Here is a 20,993-nt window from a genome sequence, read left to right on the forward strand (position 1 = left end):
TTTCAAATATTTTGAATTCGGATCGAGAGGAGAATCTTGTGAAAACTCGGGAAAAGAAAAAAATCTCTTCAAGACAAAAAAGTGAATTTATATGGGGATGGCTCTTTATCCTACCTACGATGCTCGGACTTATCGTGTTAAACATCTATCCTATGATAGATACGATCAGACAGAGCTTTTATAAGACCGGAGATTTCGGAAAAGGCAATGTATTTGTAGGTCTTGATAATTATAAAAAAGTATTTGGAGATACCGAAGTATGGCAGGCTTTATTGAATACACTTAAGTATGCGGTAGTTGAAGTTCCTTTTTCTATCGTTATCGCACTCTTACTTGCCGTCATGCTCAATAAAAAGATAAAAGGACGTGACGTTTTCAGAACAATCTTTTTCCTTCCTATGGTTGTGGCGCCTGCCGCTATCGCTATGGTATGGAAATGGTTGTACAACTCGAATTTCGGACTGATAAACAACACGTTTCATATAAAGGTTAATTGGATCTCGGATCCCAACATTGCGATCTATTCAATAGCTGTGATAGGTATATGGTCTGTTATCGGTTACAACATGGTCCTGTTTTTGGCAGGCCTTCAGGAAGTGCCGAGAGACTATTACGAGGCAGCATCACTCGATGGAGCAAACGGATGGCAGCAGCTTATAAACATCACAATACCGCTTATCTCTCCCACAATATTTTTTGTCCTGGTAACAAGAATAATTGCGGCGATGCAGGTATTTGACCTTATCTACATGCTCATCGATCTTAACAATCCCGCTTGGAAAAAGACTCAGTCACTGGTGTTCCTGTTCTACAAATACTCTTTTGAAAAGAGTAAAAACGGCTACGGAGCAACTGTTGTAGTGGTTCTCCTTGCTGTGATCATGGTATTTACGGTCGTTCAGCTGATCGGACAAAAGAAATGGGTTCATTACGATTAAGGAGGAGACGACCATGAAAAAGAAAATATCTACGATAGTTATGTATTTCATACTTATAGCCGTCTCGTTTACGATGCTTGTGCCGTTTTTGTGGATGTTCTTAACTGCGTTTAAGACAACCGCGGAGACGATGCAGCTTGATCCTTTCGTTATTGTGCCGAGCGTGTGGCAGACTCAGAACTTCGGAAACGTAATAAAGGCAATGGACTTTGTGAGACTCTATGCCAATACGCTTGGAATGATGGCACTTAGAATTCTCTGTGCGGTTTTGACGGCAACCCTCAGCGGATATGCGTTTGCAAGGCTGAATTTTAAGGGGAAAAATATTATGTTTGCGCTGGTTCTTTTCCAGATGATGATTCCTGTGCAGATATTCATAATTCCGCAGTACGTTATGGTAAGTAAGCTTCATCTTACAAATACTATCTGGGGACTTGTATTTCCGGGTATCGTGTCCGCGTTTGGAACATTTCTTTTGCGTCAGGCATACATGCAGCTTCCAAGAGACCTTGAAGAAGCGGCGAGACTCGACGGATGTAATATTCCAAGGACATTCTTTTACATAATGGCTCCGCTTACCAAGTCTGCGATGGTTGCGCTTGGTATATTCACGGCGGTGTTTGCGTATAAGGATCTTATGTGGTCAATGATCGTTTGTCCCGATAACAGGGCGACAACGCTTGCAAGCGCGCTTGCCAAGATGAACGGTCAGTATTCGCAGAAATATCCGGAGCTTATGATGGCGGCGCTTATTTCCTGCGTTCCGATGATCGTAATTTACATTTTCTTCCAGAAACAGTTTATTGAGGGAATCGCCACATCGGGCGGAAAGCTTTAAAAAGATGATAACAAGAAAACCACTTAATGATATGGATGCGATCTATATGATCGACGATTCCGGGCAGGTTTCGTTTACGATAGTGCCTGCGGTCGGAGGCGAGCTCTTTTTGTACAAGATAAAACCTGATTCGCTTGTGCAGATTTCCTGCACGGGCGATGCGACATCGATTGGTTTTGCGGCGGGAGAAACAAGGCATAACAGCGCCCTAACAATGTCGATGAAGTTCGTATCTCAGGATGTAAAAGAGACGAGTGAAGGAAAAACAATTGAAACGATAATTGAAAACAGTAACGGAATCAAGGCAAGGCATGTGGTGATCGCACCGCATGCCTGTCGTAGTGTACGCGTTTTTACGGAAGTTATAAATAATTCGGAAAAAGAGATCACGATAGAAGCTCTTTCTTCTGTGAATATAAGCGCGCTTACGCCATACACGGAAGATGAGGGACGAGAGCGGCTGACACTTCACAGATTCAGAAGCCGCTGGAGTGAAGAGGGCAGGCATGAAGAGAGGACTGTCGAAGATCTTTTGCTGGAACCTTCATGGGCAAATTTCGGAGTAAGATGCGAGAAGTTCGGTGCAATCGGATCTATGCCCGTGCGCGGATACTTCCCGTTTGCAGCGGTTGAAGATAAGAAGTCGCGGGTTATATGGGCGCTGTCTCTTGCTACGCCGGCGTCGTGGCAGATAGAAGCTGTCAGGATTGATAAGGGACTTAGCATAAGCGCGGGAATTGCGGACTTTGAATTCGGGCACTGGAGAAAGACATTGAGAGCGGGAGAGAGCTTTGTATCGCCCGAAGCATATGTGACTGCGGCAAGGAGCGACTTTGATTCTGCATGTGACAGGCTTTTAGATATTCAGAGGAATAAGCTTCTTTCGGGGCAGAGAGTTTATGAGCTTCCGGCAATATTTAACGAGTATTGCACCACATGGGGAGAGCCCGGCGAGGAAGTTATCGGAAAGCTTTTGGATGTGATAAAGGGAAAGGATTTCGAATACTTTGTTATAGATGCGGGCTGGTACGCCGATTCCGTAAAAGGATGGCAGGATAACATGGGAGACTGGAATGTTGCGAAGGATCTTTTTCCCCATGGAATAAAAAAAGCTGTCGACATGATAACGGCTGCCGGCATGAAGGCGGGCATCTGGTTTGAGCTTGAGGTTGTGGGCAAGGATTCCGATATGGCGGATGACAGTGCACATCTTCTTACAAGAGACGGAAAGGTTATCGTGTCCGGGACGCGCAGATTCTGGGATATGAGAAGCTCATGGGTTATATCATATCTTACGGGCAAGGTCGTCGATTTCCTTAATGACAACAACTTTAAATACATCAAGATAGATTACAACGATACGATCGGAATCGGATGCGACGGCGCGGAGAGCTATGGCGAGGGCCTTAGAGCATGCGCTCTTGCGACTTTGGATTTTTATAAAAAGATAAGAGAAAGTGTGCCCGATATCGCGATAGAAGTCTGCTCTTCAGGCGGTCACAGGCTTGTGCCCGCATTTATGGAAACGGCGGATTATCTGTCTTTTTCCGATGCGCATGAAGAAAAAGAGATTCCGGTAATAGCTGCGGATCTTCAGAAGCTTGTACTTGCGCAAAAGAGCCAGATATGGGCGGTTCTTAGAAAGGACGATGAGCTTAAAAGGATAGCGTATTCCGTGTGCGCGGGAATGTACGGCGTACTGTGCATTTCGGGAGATGTTTTTGACCTTGATAAAGAACAGTGGGAGCTTGCGCTACGCGGAGTTGGTTTCTACAAAAAGGCTTCTCCCATTATCGCTGACGGATTCACGCATAGATTCGGACCGTTCCAGAATTCCAACAGGAATCTGAAGGACTATCAGGCGAGCGTGCGCTACGGACAAAACGGAAAGGCGCTTGTCATCGTGCACTCATTTAAACACGAGGGATTGCAAAAGATAGAGCTTCCTCTTGAAAACAAATATGAGATCGCGGATAAATACGAGACCGGCGACCATAAGATAACTATCGCCGCATCAAAGCTCATGCTGGAATTTGAGGCCGGTGATTCTTTTGATGCCGTCGCGGTGCTTCTTGATTAACCGGATCTTATGAAAACATGATAATGAATGGCAAGGCGCAGATTGGCACAAAATCTGCGCCTTTAGCTATGACAAAAGTACAATATGTGGGGTATAATTAATGGTGTTAATTAGCGCATTATTAGGTGTTGGAGGAAGCTGAATGAAGGTGATGTATCTTTGTGATAATAATTATGCTTATATCGCAGGGATAAGTATATTGTCTCTAATGGATAATAACCAAGATGCGGATAATATAACTTTTTATATTATAGAAGATGGTGTTGATGATTATAATAAATCAAAATTAGTACAAATTGTAAATGAGTATGGTAGGGAGATTATATTCATTCCCAAGCCTAATTTAAAACCCTTTTTAGGCGAAAGGATTGAATTGCATTGGTGGATTGAAAATGTTTTTTCCAGGGTTTTTCTACAGGAAGTATTTAAGGATTATCCGGATATAGACAGGCTGCTTTATATTGATTGTGACACACTGATTTTAGGAAATCTGAAAGAGTTATGGAATGTTAAACTAGAGGGGGATTTTGTTGGGGCCGGAGTTTGCGAAGCAATGGGGAGTCTTCATAAGAAGGCGATTGGACTAAGTAAAGAGGATAATTATTATAATGCGGGGATGTTTTTGATCGACATGGTTAAGTGGAGGTCGCTTGATATTGATCAAAAGGCTACGGTTTTTGTACAAAAGTATAACGGTAAATTGGAATATGCTGATGAATCTGTGCTCAATGGTGTCCTTTCAAAAAATATAATCAGATTGGAACCCAAGTATAATATAACGTCCCTGACAGTATATTTCACAGAGAAGGAGCTTAAGAAATATAGAAAGTCATATTTTACATATACTGAATCTCAAAGGCAGGAAGCATTAAATGATCCACGCATTGTGCATTTTACCTCAACATACTTGGATAATAGACCATGGGTAATCGATTGCAATCATCCTTTTTCGGGAAAATGGAATGCTTATAAAGAAAAATCTCCGTGGCGTGAGCTAAATCTTTCAAAGGATAATAGAAGCGTAAAAAAGAAAATAGCAAGGAATATGGTGATGTGTTTGCCAAAGCCAATTCGTATTGAGTTTACCGGGTTTATTCATGCGTATATTAAACCATTAAAGTATTTGATCAAATAAGAGAATGGTCAGTTAAAGGGATGATTTGTATATGAAACAAGTATCTGTGGTGATGAGTACATATAATGAAAATGAAGAATATGTCAGAGAAGCAATGGATTCACTTGTGAATCAGACTTTCCCTGATATAGAAATTATAGTTGTAATTGATAATCCTCAAAACACAGAGCTTTTGGATATCTTAAGAGAGTACGAGAGTATAGATAATCGAATATGTGTATTAAGAAATGACAGTAATATCGGGTTGGCGAAGTCATTGAATAAAGCAATAGCTTATTCATCCGGGGAATATATAGCCAGAATGGATGCTGATGATATATGTGAAATAGATAGAATAAGGATTCAGTATGATTATTTGATTGCTCATCCCGATATTGATCTTGTTTGTTCTGCGGTCAAAAGAATTAATGAGAAGGGAGAGGTAATAAGCACAAAGAATTCTGTTCCAAAGAATGATCAGATGCTTATGAAAAGCATAAGATATGGTACGGTTATGATTCATCCATCTGTTATGTTTAGAAAAGAGGCATTTGATAAAGTTGGGGGATATAACAATTATTTAGCAGGTCAAGATTTAGATCTTTGGATAAGAATGAAAGAAAGTGGAGCTATATTTCATTATATTTTGGAACCACTTTTGTTTTACAGAATATCTCAAGGAAATACAACGAGCAGTAAATCTATGATTCAGGGCATTAGTGCAAGATATTGTATTGATATTAACAGGAAAGGTAATTGTTTTTCTGAATCTGACTACCTGGATTATCTTAATAGATTGTGTGGAGATTCTAAGTTTTGTGATCAATATACCCGATTCGAAGCAGCCAAAAAGAAAAAAGGGTTACTCAGTTGTTTTGTGATTGCATATTCGGCACTTGTTAATAAAGTATGTAGAGGGAAAGTCTTAAAGAATCTTTATTTTATTTTTTTTATGAAGAAGCTAACAGTATAGTTTTGAGGGGACAAAGTGAAAGTTTTATTTATTGTATTTAATGATTATCTGGCAAAAAACGGTATTTCGGTTGTAACGCAATATCTTGCAGAAGGCTTAGTTAAGAAGGGACATTCTGTAAAAGTATATACTGCGATACGAAAAGAAACTAAGCCTAATTCATATAATGGAGTGAGTATAGAATCTTTTAGTATTCGTTATAATCGTTTTAAAAAGCCTGTAGGTGAGATTGATAGATTTAAAAACATGGTAGCGGAAGACAACAGTGATGTGATCATTGTGGTATCGCTTCAAACCCCTACGGCGGATTGTTTGTTTGATGTGCTAGAGAATAAAAAAGCAAAGATAGTTCTTCATACACATGATTTCGAGGGGTTATATCTGACTTCGATAAAGTGGAAAGGTGATCTGTTTCATACACTTGGAAATACAGTAAATTATTTTACTTGGAATAAATATTATAAATATTTTGTCCCGCGTCATATCAATACATTTGATATGATAATCAGCCTTACTAAATATAATAAAGACGTGCAATATCTTGAAAGGTACTATTGTGGAAAGAACGTTATTATAGGTAATGCTGCAGAAGATGTTTTTTTTGATGATAAAGCCGGAAAAGAACCATATATCTCTGGAAAGTATTTTATAAGTGTTGCTAATTATAATCATGTCAAAAATCAGCTTTATATTCTTTCTGAATATTATAAATCCGAGGCCGGCAGAGATTATGCAATGTGCTTTTGTGGATCATCAACAAATAAATATGTTGAAAGGTTAAAGCGCTTAAAAAGGAAACTTGATAAGAAGTACGGAGAGAGAGAGGTTCAATTTCTTTATGGAATTGAAAGAAAATACATTCCGAATTTGATAAAAAATGCTACTCTTTATCTTTGCGGAAGTAGATGGGAAGCATATTCGATATCATTAATTGAGGCGATGGCGCTTGGGACACCATTCATCAGTTTAGACGTAGGAAACGCGAGAGAATTGCCGGGAGGCATTACGGTAAATAATAAGAGTTTTAGTAGGACTATGGATAAACTGTGTGCAGATAGCAAATTACTAAATGATATCGCTATGGCCGGCAAAGAGTTTGCCAAACATAATTGTCGCATAGACCAGGCTGTCGAAAAGTTAGAAAAATCTTTGATCAGTTTATTTGAATGTGGTAATCAAGATGAAAAAAGTATTAATATTTAAACCAAGTGATTATCTTAAACCTATTGGAGGACCTGCCGGTTACCTCTTTAATTTGAAAGAAGGGATTGATCAGGTTAAATCATCTGACTTGCAGATAGATTTTCTTCCGAAAGAAAATACGGAAAGAAGTAGAAAAGAAAAGCTTAAGAAAAATCATGTAGTAAAAAAACTGATAAATTCGAAAACCTACAATGCAATCAAGCATTACTTCAAGACAAAGAATGATATTGCAAGCAAAAAAAACTTTTCAATAGATTTGGATAGCTATGGTGCTGTTCATTTTCATACAACTATGGATCTTTATAGTATGCGTGATCACATTGGTAAATATAAAGGTAAAGTTGTTCTTACGCCCCATTCCCCGGAACCGTTATATCAAGAATTAGTTGGGAAGATGGGTATTATGAAGTTAATAGATCGTTCTATCGAGAAAACACTGATGAAATCGGATAAATATGCTTTTTTGCGTGCAGACTATATTGTGCTGCCTTGTGAATATGCAGATGAGTATTATTTAAAAGCGTGGTCTGATTATAAGGATATTAAGAGGGAGAAGAATCAGTATTATAGATATCTCTTTACAGGGGTACAAAAAAGAGAGGTAAGATCCTCAAGGCAAAGAATCAGGGATGAATATAACATACCGGAAGGTGCGTTTGTTATTGGATTTGTCGGTAGGCATAACGAAGCTAAAGGATATGATCGTTTATTGCGTATAGGGGAGATTATTCTTAATAGATATAAAGATGTATACTTTTTGATTGGAGGACTGGAAAGCCCCATTAAAGGACTTAAGAATGATAGATGGATAGAAATAGGATGGACGGATTATCCGCAGGATCTGATAAATGCGTCTGATATTTTTGTCTTGCCGAACAAGGAGACATATTTTGATATTGTTCTTTTGGAGGCTTTATCATTGGGAAAAGTAGTCGTTGCTTCAAAGACAGGAGGAAACAAGACTTTTGTTAATGAAGAAGGAGTGAGGCTGTTTGAAGATGATGCGGAATGTGTTGAGATAATTGAGAAGTTGATGTCTATACCAAAGGATTCGCTAAAAAGAATCTCTGAAAAAAATCTTAAACTGTATAATAAGTCTTTTAATGAAAAAGCATTTGCAGAACACTATATAGAAGTAATGGATAGCATTCTTGTTGAATAGAATGGGTAAGGTTATTCGGTTATGATAATTAAAGACATTTATAAGCAATTAAGATTATATTTGCGAGATAGAATTATTCTGTCCGGGAAACGACAAAGACTGAATAATCGTAATGTTACTATTATTTCGTCAGATTGTACCGGCGGAATGGTATACAAAGAGTTGGGGATGGAATTTAAATCACCTACTATCAATATGTTTTTTAACGCCGGAGATTTTATTACATTTTGTAGAGATATTTCGTACTGGATCGATCGCCCTATGATTGAAGTAGAAGATGATGCTCCGTATCCTGTTGCTGAACTTGGAGAAGGTGGAATCAGATTACATTTGGTTCATTACAAATCTGTAGAAGAAGCGCAAGAAAAATGGAATGTCAGAAAGAAAAGAATTGATTTCAACAATCTTTTTTTTGTTATGAATGACAGAAATGATTGTTCATATGAGGTTATGAAGGAATATGATGAACTTCCTTTTGCAAATAAAGTTTTATTTACGCACGTTCCATACGAAGAACTAAGATCATCTTTTTGTATCAAAGGACATGAAGATGAAGAATTTGTCCCTGTGATGACGCATTTCAAAAACAAAATATCTATTGCAAGAAATATAGATCAGTTTGATTTTGTTGAATGGTTGAATAAAAGGAAATAGCGGGAGTAACATGCAAATATACATATTGACATTAGCTCTGATCATGTTGTTCAGTTTCATATTAAAACCATGGATGTCACAAGAAAGAAAAAGGTGGTATGCTATCTTTTCTTTTATTTTGCTTGGTGGGATACAGGCGCTTCGAAAATATACCGTTGGTAATGATCTGCATTTTCAGTACTATGGTAATTTTATAAAGTATCATCACTTGCCGTGGAAATACATTTTCGGAGTCAAAACCAGGTACGAACCCGGCTTTCTGACATTTTATAAACTAGTCGGAATTATAACGGATAATCCGCAGATTATGATAGCAGTACACTCCCTTTTTGTTATCGGAGTGTTTGTGGTTTTTATGTATAAGAATTGTGATGATCTTCCGCTTTCTATCTTTTTGTTTGTCACGATGAATCATTGGTTTCAAAGTATGGTAATACTTAGGCAGATTCTGGCAGTATGTTTTCTGCTTATAGCAACGGAGATACTTTATTCCAAGCTTCCAATGTTAGTAAGATATCTGTCTTTTATAGTTTTATTACTCCTTGCTATGAGCATGCATTATTCTGCGGTAGTTGGGGTGGTTTTTTTGATCATGAGAAATATCAAATTCAATAAAACTATCTTTGTTGTTTCAACTGTTATGGGCGGACTTCTATTCTTTTCAGACGGAATCTTTGATTGGGTAATGGAGCAGATTGGAATTATTCTCGAAAGTAGCAGTATTTATGCTAAACAGTATGCGTATTTTTCATCACAATTATTAAAAGAATCAAAATATACAATGTCTGGTATATATTCGTTTGTTCCGTATCTGATGACTTTCGTTTTTGCGGGAGTATTGTTAATGGGATGGAGGATTGTGGTGACAATCAAACCGGGAAATTGGGAGAAGCGATATTTTAGAAAGGTATCTTTTTGCGGAAATTATTCAAATGATTTCTTAATGTATTCGATTTTGATTGTAGTCATGGCAAAAATTTTGGCGTTTTCGTTGCCTGTTTTTTCCAGATTCACTCAGTACTTTATGCCGTTTGAATATGTGCTTTTGGGAAGGGTGTTAAAGAAAATCTACAATCCATTTATAAGACGTATTATTATTATTTTTATTTATGGTATTACTGCAGTAGCGTTTATAATGATGAATTCAAATCTGAAGCTAAATGCTAGAATGACAGGAACGGTACCATATCTGTTTTTCTGGCAGTAGTAAGGTGCGATAAGTGGATAATAAAAAATCTTTGGTAAAAAATTCTATATATAATACACTTTATAAGCTTATGAATATCCTCTTTCCTCTTGTAATATCGATGTATATTGCAAGAGTACTTAAAGCTGAAAGTATTGGCATGGTAGCTGCGGCGCAAAACAACGTGAAATACTTTACTACTTTGGCTGCACTTGGAATTTCGACCTATGGAGTTAAACTTATAACATTGAAAAATACTGATCAAAATGTTATAATATGACTAATTCCGAATCCGAATCGGAATTAGTCATATTTTGTTTTAGAGGGCGTAATCATGGAATATATACACAGACATGCAGAGAATATACTTCTTAAAGCAGAAAAACTATATAAAGCGATTTTGGTGACAGGGGCAAGGCAGACGGGAAAATCTACGCTGATCAAGAATGTTTTTCCAGATAGAAAGATGCTGACTTTTGATGATCAGTTCCTGGAAGATCAGGCCAATGACGATCCCAATACCTTCTTGGCACTCAATGAGCCGCCTATTTTCATGGATGAGGTTCAAAGAGTTCCGAATCTTTTCAGGTACCTCAAGATGGAGTGCGACAAGGATGATGAAAGAGGCAAGTATGTTTTATCGGGCTCGCAGCCGTTTAAGCTTATGGACCTCGTTTCCGATTCTTTGTCGGGAAGAGTTTCCATAATCGAGCTTGCTCCGCTGTCACTACGAGAGATAGAGAAAGACTCTTTTGCTGAGCCTTTTATCCCTACCGAAGAATATGTGAAGACCAGAAACAAGACGGCTAAAGCGGTTTTCAATATTTGGGATAGGATTCACAGAGGAGGATATCCGGAACTTCAGAATCCGGAGATGGACTGGCAGATGTTTTTTGCTAGTTACGTGAAGACTTATTTGGAGCGAGATGTAAGGGAGTTGTCGGCAGTTCAGGATCTTGATTCTTTCAGAAGGTTCATGATCGCATGCGCTTCCAGAACCGGAGAGATTCTTAATTATTCCAATATCGCAGATGAAGTGGGAAAAGATGCTGACACGATCAAGAAGTGGATTTCAATCCTCGAGGTTTCCGGAATAATATACATTCTTGAGCCTTACAAAGCTTCCGCACTTAAAAGAACCATTAAGACGGCAAAACTTTATTTCAGAGACACAGGACTTGCTGCATATCTAACCAGATGGCTCACTCCTGAGACACTTGCTAACGGAGCCATGAGTGGTGCATTTTTTGAGACCTATGTTATCTCAGAAATTTTGAAATCATACTCAAATGCCGGTTTTGATTACAGGTATTATGTATCTTATTATAGAGGCAAGGATAAACAGGCAAACAAAGAGTCGGAAATTGACTTTATCATAGAGCAGAACGGAACATTGTATCCGATCGAGATCAAGAAAAACAGCAAGGTGAATGCTGAGATGACAAGCGCATTTACGATCCTTGATAAGGTAGAAGAGAAGAAACGCGGAATGGGCGCGGTTATATGTTCATGTCCTGCACCGGGCAAGCTAAGAGACAATATATGGCAGCTTCCTGTCTGGTTTGTGTGATTCTTATACAGTAACGGAGAATTCTGAATATATGGCAAAAACACTTATAAAACGAACAATATTAACGCTTCTTGTCGGAACGGTGCTGGGATATTTGGCGCTGGTGGCGGTGTATGCGCTTCCGACGGGAAGGATTAGAGAGAACGTAAAGAACTCGCTTGGGCAGTACGAGGGAATGAGCAGCAATCCCGAGTGGTCGGTGGGCTATCAGTACACGCTGCTTGATGACTACACGGACGTGACGTTTATACTTGCGAATGCGATCTTCCCGGGACCTTCGGATGATGCGAATCCGTTCCTCAACGCGGCAATAGTTCCGCACCATGATTACGTTGGGCAGAACAATGACGCATACCTCGAGCTTACGGACTACGACGGCGAGAGCTTTCAGTTTAATTATGTTAGATACTGGCACGGATACCTTGTGCCGCTGAAGCCTCTTTTGCTCCTTATGAGCCTTAACAATGTCCGCATTTTGAATTTTGTTTTTGAACTGATCATGATGTCACTCGTGCTTCAGCTTGCTCTTAAAAAGACTGGAGACATGCGCCTTGGCGCTGCACTTACGGCTGCGCTCATTGCGATCAATCCGGTGAGCTGCGCAATGAACTTCCAATACGCGGCAGTAATGAACGTGACTTTGATAGCGCTACTTGCGGTGCTCCTTTGCTATGACAAGATCGACATCACGAAAGACGCGCCGATCCTTTTCCTCATCATTGGAATGACTGTAGTGTACGTGGACTTTTTGACATATCCGATCGTATCGTTTGCGCTGCCTCTTTTGACCTATATGATCCTTAAGAAAAAAGAGCTGTTGTCGGGCACCAAAAAAGGAATACTAGCGGTCATCTCTTACCTTGTATTCTGGGGCGTCGGCTATGTCGGAATGTGGGGAATGAAGTGGATCGTCGGAACCATCATTTCGGGCGGAAAAGAGAATGCGCTTTTGGAAGGTTTCGAGCAGGTTGTTTATCGAAGCGGACACGGCGAAGTGCATTACGGCTTTATCGCGACGGTGCTTGAAAACTGCAGGATCTTGTTTGTAAAGCCTGTTCTCCTTGCGGCTGTCATCGCGATCGTGGCAGCAGTCGTTATCGCAATCAGGAATAAAAAGAACATCAAGATAAACAACGCGGTCGTGCTTCCGATCCTGTTCGTGGGGCTGATCCCGTTCATGTGGTATTTCGGAGCGCGCGAGCATTCGATGGATCATGCGTACTTCACTTTCAGAAATCTCGCGGGAACTATCATGGCGGTTGTACTTGCGGTATCGGAAACGATAATCCCGACGAAGGAATAAAAAAGCGCCCGGTGACCGAGCGCTCAAGATACGTATTTAATTGGTTTTTTTGTCGTAGTAGTTGATTATGAGCTTTGCTACGCCGAGCATGAATCTGCTGGGGCGCTTTAAGCAAGCGTACAACAATTTATTGGCTTTTGAAGTAATGTCTACATCTGTGGACATTACTTTTTTTCTTATATCTTCCTGTAAAAAGATATCGCGTATCATGCCGACGGTGTCGCTAGAATCCGATCTCAGCGCGTTCTTAAGTGCAACAAGGAGCATAAGAACAAATTCTCTGTTGAGCTGAAGCTCGCCGCTTTCGATATTCTTGTCCTTAAAGATAGCTTTGAAGGTGCTATCGTTGAGCTTAAGGTTGTCGATAAGCTGTGGGCTGAAAGCATGAGCCATCGAACTTCCGACCAGCCTGTAGTGATAAAAGTGAGCATCCTCTAAGATGAAGAGTCTTTTGCAGTCGCACAGGCATGGGATCATGATGTTGACGTCTTCGCCCATGACGATGTCGGTGTTGCAATATTTGATGTTGGCCTGAATCAGCTCTTTTGATATGAGCTTCATGCAGCGTGAAAGTGTGACGGGACGGACCTCGTTGCCAAGAAGGCTGTTCCTGAGCGTGATAAGTGCATCGCCCGTGTATTCGCCGGGCTTGGCTGCCTGCGTTTCCTTCCTTCTTTCACCCGCTTTTTCTACGATATAATTTCCTGCTATTATTTCAGCGTCCGCAAAAGAGCTGTCGGTGTGCGCATAGAGCTTCTCAAGCATATCGGTGTCGATCCAGTCGTCGCTGTCTACAAAGCAAAGATAGGGCGCAGCCGCGATATCAACGCCTGCGATCCAGGCGCTCATGAGGCCGCCGTTTTCTTTGTGAAGAACTTTGATGCGGTCGTCTTTTTGCGCATATTCATCGCAGAGAGCGCCGCTGACGCCGTCGGTTGAGCCGTCGTCTACAAGGAGAACTTCGTAGCCTTTAAAGGTCTGTGACAGCACACTTTTTAGGCATTCGTCCATATATTTGGCGGTATTATATACCGGTATGATCACACTGATCTTTGGCTCTGGCATTTTCGTTCCTTCCCTGTGGTGTTGTCCGGTTGATGGAAACACCGGTCTCTTTTTCTTTTCATATTCTATCAATCTTGTTCCTATATTGACAAGTTATTTGGGGGAACGAAGGGATCGTACATGTACTTAGAATTTCAATCTCATCTGATACCATGTCACGTCGCCGTGGGTTGAATCGGAGATGCCTTCGTTTACAAAACCGAACTTCTCATAGTAGTGAAGAAGCTTGTCTTTGCAGGTTAGGACAACGCCCTTGCGGTTTTCCTTTCGAGTATTTTCTATGAAAGCTTTAAGAGTGGCTTCTGCATAGCCGTTTCTTTGATAGTCCGGATGAGTGTCCACTCCGAATATCATCTGCCAGGCACCGTTTGGATCGTGCATGCCCGCGTCATCATACATTTCATCTTGGAGATCGGGAATATCAGTTACAAGTCCGTTTACCATACTTACAAGCTTTCCTGAAATAAATAAAAGAAAAAAGTAGTCGGGGTATTTATCAAGACGAGACTTAAATGATTCTTTTTTTGCCGCTTCGGCAGCAGGAAAGCAGGTGGCTTCAAGTTCGCTTATGCTGTCCAAATCGTTTATGGTTGCTTTTCTGATACTGTAATTTTCCATGACAATTCCTTATATTTCCAATATTCTGTCGGCGTATTCTTTGACGATATCATCATGTGTCGCCACAACGACAGTCTTTCCGTCGTTCACACGCTCTTTTAGATAATCCATAACTGTTCTTGTTGCCTCTTTATCAAGACCGCCCGAGGGCTCATCGACAAGATACAGATCGGGGTCACTTAAGAACAGTCTGGCAAGCGAAACTCTGCGAAGTTCACCACCTGACAATTCGTGTGGGAATCTGTCCGCGAGATCACCGATACCAAACAGATCCAGGAGCAAAAGAGCTTTCTCGGAATCTGATGGATCACCCGATATCAAAGATTTTAGCATGACATTTTCTAAAACAGTAAGCTCCGAAACCATCACATTGCTCTGCGGAAGATAACCTATGCGTTCTGTGTGAAGGTGAGAGAGCTCAGCGTCTTTTTGGGAAGACAGATCTATTCCTTCAAAAAAAGCTTTTCCCTCATCTGCTTTCAGATAGCCGCCAAGGAGGGCCAAAAGAGTGCTCTTTCCGCTTCCCGAACGACCTGAAAGAACAAGGAGTTCATTGCGGTTGACCTTGAGATCATAATTTGAAAAGACCTCAAAGGTTCTGCTTCCGCGTGTATATTTTTTTGATATGTTTTCCAATCCGATCATTTTATTCCTCCTCGCGAAGAGCGGAGTATTCATCAAGCTTACATATTCTTGCGATCGGGATTGATGAAGCTAAAATTCCCGAAAGGACCGATGCGGCAAGCCCGAAGAAAAATATCAGAACGGTCTCAAATACTGTGGGTGTTATATAAGCAAACCGTAAGTTGTTGGCAAGATATCTTCCGAAGGGAAATACTGTTATGGCAGACAAAAAACCTCCAACAACAAAGCCTGCCAGTGTTATGAGCAAGCTTTCCTTGATGATCATTCCTATGAGCTGTTTTCTTGACAGGCCGAGCACTCTTAAGAGAGCGTATTCCTTCTTTTGTCCGCTTGATGAGATATAGAATGCTATGAGCAGTATTAGCTCAACTGCAAGCCACACCGCAAACAGTACAAAGTACGCAACTGAAGCAAGGTGATCGGTGTTTTCGGAAAAAGATTTTAGTATTGCCTCCGGATACAGGATGTCTACATCAATTTCCTGCGCATGTCTGATATCTCGCGCGACGTCACTGTCCGTAACACCGGGCTTAAGTTTTATGAAAACTGAAGATATGGCATTTCCGTTTTTCTGTGAGTCCAGAAATTCAACACCTTTACTCTGAGCATCTTCAATGAGCTGTGGGACGGTGTCCATTGTGAAGTAAGCGGAAGTATCAAGGCTGGTGCCTGTTTCAGCAAGTCTGTAAACGACTGAATATGTGCGTCCGAATATTCTTATGGTGTCGTCTTTTTCAACCTGGATCTGACTTCCGACAACTGCTTTGTCTTTACCGATCTTGCCTTTTGCCTTTTCTTTTATCCAGGGCTGAATGATAAAGTCAGTCTCGGGATCATAGCCCACGATCCCGACTTTGCTTGTACAGCAATCCGCTGACAGGCTGGCAAGGTAAAACTGTTTGGTGAGCTTATCGATACCGTCGATATTTTTGATATTGTCTGCAACTGATGCGTCAAAATAAAAATATTCCCGAGAACCCTCCATAAGAAGGCTCTCGGCTGTTTTTTCGCACTCGGAGGGAATCACCATAATGTCTGCTCCCAGACGCTTCTGCATTCCCTTTAATCCGTTGTGCAATACCAATATGAAGAGTGAACCGCCGATCATAACAAAAGAGAGTATAGTGATCAGCAAGATCAGGCTGATGTTTTTTTGCTTTTTTCTCTGCAGGCTTTTTAGCAGAAAAGAATCATGTATTGAACTCATGCTTTTTTAACTTTCAATAAATAAACTGAATTGGCTACGGAAACGATTATCGTGAGCACGCCCAAAACCACAAGCAGAGGGCGGGTTGCGGAATGGCAAGTCATCATGTTGCTTCCGCAAACACCTATGAGCTTTGTGGGTATCGCTATCTCCAGGATACCGATACCTGCAACTGCAATGCTGATGCCGGCTCTTATCTCTTCAGAGAAGAAAAATGCTACTATGCCGAGTACTGCTATGAGGATTCCTATACCGATCTCAGCTTGCTTGGTATATTGGCAGTGCATCTTCATGTCCGCGGGGCAAACCGGGAAGATGACTGTGGGTGCCAAAAGGATCAAAATTCCTAAAACAACAAATAATATTGAAACAGCTACTTTATTTTTCATTATGTCCTCCAAATTTAAATCATATATTCAGGCTCGGGATGGGCATTTGCCAGATCGAACCTATCGAGAAGTGAGCGTCTTAGAGCAAGGAACTCCGCGCCGCCTCTGTTTCTGGGATGTGGTATGTTCACATCGATTATTTCACTGATCTTGCCGGGGCGAGGTGTCATGATAACAATGCGATCAGACATGTAGATCGCTTCGTCCACATCGTGAGTGACCAGCAGCATGGTCAGATTCTTTTCCGCTCTGATCTCGAGGAGCTTGTCCTGTATATCGGCTCGGGTAAAAGAATCCAAGGCACCCATGGGTTCGTCGAGTACCAGAAGTTCAGGCTCGTTTATGAGCGCTCTGGCGATCGCGACACGCTGTGACATTCCGCCACTTAGTTGGTGTGGGTAGGATTTTTCAAATCCTGTAACTCCGACCAGATCGATGTATTTTTGTATCTTATCTTTGTTCTTTTTAAAAACGTGGCGGGCCTTCAAGCCGGCTGCAACGTTCTGCTCAACGGTAAGCCAAGGGAACAGGTTGTGTTGCTGGAAAATATAACCGCGTTTGTAATTGGGTTCTTTTACGGGTTCTCCGTTGAAGACGATCGAACCGGTATTGATCTTGTCGAGTCCGGCGATAAGCCTAAGAAGTGTGGTCTTGCCGCAGCCTGAAGCCCCGATGATCGATACGAATTCTCCGCGCTTTAGCTCAAGGTTTATGTCTTTTAACGCTTCTACTTGGCGCTCTCCGTCGTCATACAATCTATTCACGTTTTCTATGGTTAATACAGATTCACTCATTTAACGATCCCCCTTTGCCAGCGAAGTACGTGATCCTGAAGTCTGCCTATCAGCTTTAGGATCGCGCTGAATAGGATTGCCATTATCAGGATAGCTGCAAATACCTTGTAGTACGCGCTCCAGACTTTTGACAGATTGATGTAATATCCAAGTCCACCGGGCTGTCCCAGCATCTCTGCCATGACAAGAGTGGTGAAGGCAAATGCGTTTGCTGTGGATATTCCCGTAAATATCTGTGGCATCGCATGTGGTATGGCTACATGGAACAGCTGGTACACCGCGTTTCCGCCGAGTATCCTGGCCGCTTCATATTGAGCTTTCGGAGTGCTCTGTATACCTGCGGCCGTAAGCGATGCTATGGGGAACCATGCGCATATTACGATAAGGAACACCGCCGATATAAACGGAGTAGGGAAAAGAGTAAGTGCAAATGGCATCCACGCTACTGCGGGAATAACTCCTGTGATCTTCAAAACGGGATATACCCAGTAATAAACTCTGTCAAACCATCCGACAAGGATTCCTGTTCCGACTCCTAAAAGAACTCCGAATAGGAAACCAAAGAAATAGAGCCTCAATGAATAAAATGTATTGGTGAGGATAAAATCAAATTCCTCAAGAAAGGGGCTCAAGATCTCTGCAGGTCCCGGAAAAAAGGGCTGCGGAAGGACCTTTAGCTTGGTGCCCGTAATATCCAAAAGACCGATGAGCAGACCCATTACAAAGCGAAAGCTTGCTTTGTTTATGTAGGCGGCCCTCCTTGCTTCATCGTGATAGTCGATGATCCCAAATACGGCATAGCCTGCAATAAGAGCAAGGAGCACGATCCTAAGAAGTCCGTTTCCGTCAAGTTCAAAAGCACCGACGTTGTATTTGGCAAAGTTCACGTTTTCACTTATCTGTGGAAAAAGCAGATTTACAAGTATTGCGATTGCAAATCCCAAGCACGTGAAAGCAACAGTTAGTATGTATTTTCCTTTTTTACTCTTATCCTTTTTCATGATTCACCGCCTTATTCTTTAGTGATGTCAACAGCGTAGTAATTCTTTTCAGTGAATTCGCTTGATTCTGTCTTGAGATATCCGATCTCGTTGAGCGCGGTGGAGAAGTACTTAACATCACCTTCGATGCTGTGTTCTCCGGCAGCTCTTGATTCTTCGCTCGGATATTCATAGGACTTTATAAGAGAAACAGCGAGATCTTTGTCGCTGATCTGCGAGTATTTTCCTTCGATAATGAGATCCACGGCTTCCTCAGGGTTCTTGCTTATCCAGTCCTGAGCTTTGTGGTATGCACGAAGGAGGGCTGCGACCTTCTCGGGCTCACTTTCAAGAACCTTGTTTGATGCAAACAGGAAGCAGCAGTATTTACCTGCGAAAGCGGGATCGGTAGAAAGATCAAAAAGAACTTTTACCTTGCCTTCTTTTTCTGCTATAGATCCGAGAGGATCCCACATTGCCGCCACATCAATATCTCCGTTTAAAAGAGCTGCGAGCTCTAGGTTGCCGTCCGAATAGGGAAGGAAGGTCACTTCGCCGTCTTCCTGAAGCGCAGATATTCCGGCCTGCTCAACCCATACGCTTGCAACCTGATGAGGTGTTCCGCCGATCTCGTCGACACCGATCTTCTTGCCTTTTAGGTCTTCAGCTTTGGAGATATCGGAATCGGGGCGAACCACAAATTTGATACATCCGTTGTGGAAACCGTCTACGACTTTAACACCGACGCCTTCTTCGATAGAAGGGAAGAACTGGAAGTCACCGTTTACCATGGGGATCGTTCCGTTGTTGAGTCCGATCTTTCTGGTCTCGAAGTCAGCAGAGATAAGCTCTACGTCAAAGCCTTCTTCGGCAAAAAAGCCTTTTTCATAGGCTACATATGTAGGCGCTCCGCAGAGTGCTCCGTCTTTTCCGGGAAGCTGTATTTTTCCGTATTTATATTGTGTTTCCGACGCTGCACTTTTTCCGCATCCAATTAAAGCAGATGCTGTCAGCGTTAGAAGTAGGGCAATGCTGAATAATCTTTTTCCGATCAATTTCTTTTTCATAAAAATCTTCTCCCTTGAAATTATTGATATAGGTTAGTAGAAAGGTAGCGAAGTCCTGTGTCGGGGAATATTGCTACGATCGTCTTTCCTTTGTTTTCCGGTCTTCTTGCGATCTGTTCCGCAGCGTAGAGTATCGCTCCCGAAGATGCACCTATAAGGATGCCGTCAGTCTTTGCAACTGCTCTGGCAGCTTCGTATGCCTGCGCGGTCTCTACGGGGAAACACTCGTCGTAGTAGGCGGGATCGAGATTTGAAGGAACAAACTCTTTTGGTATACCTTCAAAAGGATGTACGCCTGCAATCTCTTCCGGGTGAGGATTTTTTTCCGAAGGGATAGATCCTTCACCGGGCTGCACTGCTATGACCTTGACTTCAGGCTTTTTAGACTTGAGGTACTTGCCTACACCTGTGATCGTTCCGCCGGTTCCTACGGCAGCTACAACGATGTCAACTTTTCCTTCCGTATCGTTCCAGATCTCCGGGGCGGTAGTCCGGTAATGGATATCCGGATTGGCAGGATTGGCGTCCTGATTTACGATGAATATGTTGTCGTCGCCGGCTGATAACTTTTTGTAAAATGCGGCGTATCCTGCGACATAGTCATTGTGGTTTTCATCCAATGCTTTTTTTACTTCGGGAATATCGCTCATATTTGCGACTTCTGTCCCGAAAGCTTTCATTACTTTAAAACGTTCGATACTTACGTTGTCCTGAACATAGATGCGGGATTTATATCCTTTGATAGCTGCAAAAGCCGCAAGTCCTATTCCTGTATTTCCGCTTGTTGCCTCGACTATCGTTCCTCCGGGCTTTAGACTTCCGTCTTTTTCCGCAGCTTCTATCATGCTAAGTGCAATCCTGTCTTTGATGCTTTGGTTTGGATTGTAGTATTCGATCTTTCCCAAAATATCAGCAGCTAACTGCTTTTGCTTGATAAAACCGTTCAAGCGTAAGAGAGGTGTGTTTCCTATGAGTTCTGTGATCGATTCGTATATTCGACTCATATGTTGCTCCTTTCAAAAAAATAAAAACCAGAGATATTGTTTAATACCTCTGGTTTTCCAGTCAGCTTCTCTGATTCAATTCGCTCAAATGTTATCACATAAAATCGGAGTTGCCCATTTCATTAAATTTATCAGCTGCAATAAGATTTTCTTATATCATGCGAGAAAACGTCGAAAGCGGCATAAATAGTACACCATTTTGG

21 protein-coding genes are annotated in these 20,993 nt (G+C 41.6%); 12 read left to right on the forward strand and 9 right to left on the reverse strand.

The window, feature by feature from the left end; translation table 11 throughout:
* Positions 1–38 precede the first annotated feature (38 nt).
* The 12 genes from D6856_RS06470 (at position 39) to D6856_RS06525 (ending at position 13,021) form a co-directional block, all read left to right on the forward strand.
* The gene (locus D6856_RS06470) at positions 39–938 is read left to right on the forward strand and encodes a carbohydrate ABC transporter permease (protein WP_242948184.1); all 900 of its coding nucleotides are present in this window, start codon (positions 39–41) and stop codon (positions 936–938) included.
* A 13-nt stretch (positions 939–951) separates the two neighbouring features.
* On the forward strand, positions 952–1,776 hold the full coding sequence (locus D6856_RS06475) for a carbohydrate ABC transporter permease (RefSeq protein WP_092249759.1): 825 nt from the start codon (positions 952–954) through the stop codon (positions 1,774–1,776).
* A gap of 4 nt (positions 1,777–1,780) precedes the next feature.
* Positions 1,781–3,856, forward strand: coding sequence for a glycoside hydrolase family 36 protein (locus D6856_RS06480; protein ID WP_120686253.1), 2,076 nt, complete (start codon positions 1,781–1,783; stop codon positions 3,854–3,856).
* A 142-nt stretch (positions 3,857–3,998) separates the two neighbouring features.
* Positions 3,999–4,991: a glycosyltransferase family 8 protein gene (locus D6856_RS06485; RefSeq protein WP_120686254.1), complete on the forward strand. Its 993-nt coding sequence runs from the start codon at positions 3,999–4,001 to the stop codon at positions 4,989–4,991.
* A gap of 31 nt (positions 4,992–5,022) precedes the next feature.
* The gene (locus D6856_RS06490) at positions 5,023–5,943 is read left to right on the forward strand and encodes a glycosyltransferase (protein ID WP_120686255.1); all 921 of its coding nucleotides are present in this window, start codon (positions 5,023–5,025) and stop codon (positions 5,941–5,943) included.
* Positions 5,944–5,958: 15 nt separating this feature from the next.
* Positions 5,959–7,146 carry a glycosyltransferase family 4 protein gene (locus tag D6856_RS06495; RefSeq protein ID WP_120686256.1) on the forward strand — a complete coding sequence of 396 codons (1,188 nt, stop codon included), beginning with the start codon at positions 5,959–5,961 and terminating at the stop codon, positions 7,144–7,146.
* Complete coding sequence (locus D6856_RS06500; RefSeq protein WP_120686257.1) at positions 7,124–8,308, forward strand: glycosyltransferase family 4 protein; 1,185 nt, start codon at positions 7,124–7,126, stop codon at positions 8,306–8,308. The genes D6856_RS06495 and D6856_RS06500 overlap by 23 nt, the downstream gene beginning before the upstream one ends.
* Positions 8,309–8,329: 21 nt before the next feature.
* Positions 8,330–8,962, forward strand: coding sequence for a DUF1919 domain-containing protein (locus tag D6856_RS06505; protein ID WP_120686258.1), 633 nt, complete (start codon positions 8,330–8,332; stop codon positions 8,960–8,962).
* Positions 8,963–9,035: 73 nt separating this feature from the next.
* Positions 9,036–10,169 carry an EpsG family protein gene (locus tag D6856_RS06510; RefSeq protein WP_207667269.1) on the forward strand — a complete coding sequence of 378 codons (1,134 nt, stop codon included), beginning with the start codon at positions 9,036–9,038 and terminating at the stop codon, positions 10,167–10,169.
* Between the two features lie 13 nt (positions 10,170–10,182).
* Positions 10,183–10,428: an oligosaccharide flippase family protein gene (locus tag D6856_RS06515; protein ID WP_120686260.1), complete on the forward strand. Its 246-nt coding sequence runs from the start codon at positions 10,183–10,185 to the stop codon at positions 10,426–10,428.
* 54 nt (positions 10,429–10,482) lie between these two features.
* The gene (locus D6856_RS06520; RefSeq protein WP_120686261.1) at positions 10,483–11,718 is read left to right on the forward strand and encodes an ATP-binding protein; all 1,236 of its coding nucleotides are present in this window, start codon (positions 10,483–10,485) and stop codon (positions 11,716–11,718) included.
* A 31-nt stretch (positions 11,719–11,749) separates the two neighbouring features.
* Positions 11,750–13,021, forward strand: coding sequence for a hypothetical protein (locus tag D6856_RS06525; protein WP_120686262.1), 1,272 nt, complete (start codon positions 11,750–11,752; stop codon positions 13,019–13,021).
* A 36-nt stretch (positions 13,022–13,057) separates the two neighbouring features.
* Here the strand turns inward: D6856_RS06525 and D6856_RS06530 are convergent, their stop codons facing one another.
* The 9 genes from D6856_RS06530 to D6856_RS06570 all read right to left on the reverse strand — a co-directional run bounded on the left by D6856_RS06530 (position 13,058) and on the right by D6856_RS06570 (position 20,790).
* Positions 13,058–14,086 carry a glycosyltransferase family 2 protein gene (locus D6856_RS06530; RefSeq protein WP_120686263.1) on the reverse strand — a complete coding sequence of 343 codons (1,029 nt, stop codon included), beginning with the start codon at positions 14,084–14,086 and terminating at the stop codon, positions 13,058–13,060.
* A gap of 126 nt (positions 14,087–14,212) precedes the next feature.
* Entirely contained in the window at positions 14,213–14,704 is a 492-nt protein-coding gene (locus D6856_RS06535; RefSeq protein ID WP_199704125.1) for a GNAT family N-acetyltransferase, read from the reverse strand.
* Positions 14,705–14,713: 9 nt separating this feature from the next.
* Positions 14,714–15,349 carry an ABC transporter ATP-binding protein gene (locus D6856_RS06540; protein WP_158588850.1) on the reverse strand — a complete coding sequence of 212 codons (636 nt, stop codon included), beginning with the start codon at positions 15,347–15,349 and terminating at the stop codon, positions 14,714–14,716.
* A gap of 1 nt (position 15,350) precedes the next feature.
* A complete protein-coding gene (locus tag D6856_RS06545) occupies positions 15,351–16,556 on the reverse strand; it encodes an ABC transporter permease (protein WP_120686266.1) in 1,206 nt (401 codons plus the stop codon).
* Entirely contained in the window at positions 16,553–16,945 is a 393-nt protein-coding gene (locus tag D6856_RS06550; RefSeq protein WP_120686267.1) for a DUF4418 family protein, read from the reverse strand. Before D6856_RS06550 ends, D6856_RS06545 begins: the two co-directional genes overlap by 4 nt.
* Positions 16,946–16,959: 14 nt before the next feature.
* Positions 16,960–17,739: an ABC transporter ATP-binding protein gene (locus D6856_RS06555; RefSeq protein ID WP_120686268.1), complete on the reverse strand. Its 780-nt coding sequence runs from the start codon at positions 17,737–17,739 to the stop codon at positions 16,960–16,962.
* Complete coding sequence (locus D6856_RS06560; protein WP_120686269.1) at positions 17,736–18,740, reverse strand: ABC transporter permease; 1,005 nt, start codon at positions 18,738–18,740, stop codon at positions 17,736–17,738. Before D6856_RS06560 ends, D6856_RS06555 begins: the two co-directional genes overlap by 4 nt.
* A gap of 11 nt (positions 18,741–18,751) precedes the next feature.
* On the reverse strand, positions 18,752–19,786 hold the full coding sequence (locus tag D6856_RS06565; protein WP_120686270.1) for an ABC transporter substrate-binding protein: 1,035 nt from the start codon (positions 19,784–19,786) through the stop codon (positions 18,752–18,754).
* Between the two features lie 20 nt (positions 19,787–19,806).
* Positions 19,807–20,790: a PLP-dependent cysteine synthase family protein gene (locus tag D6856_RS06570; RefSeq protein ID WP_120686271.1), complete on the reverse strand. Its 984-nt coding sequence runs from the start codon at positions 20,788–20,790 to the stop codon at positions 19,807–19,809.
* Between the last annotated feature and the right edge of the window lie 203 nt (positions 20,791–20,993).

Origin of the sequence: Butyrivibrio sp. XB500-5 (assembly GCF_003625505.1) — a bacterium.
Taxonomy (GTDB): Bacteria; Bacillota; Clostridia; order Lachnospirales; family Lachnospiraceae; genus Butyrivibrio.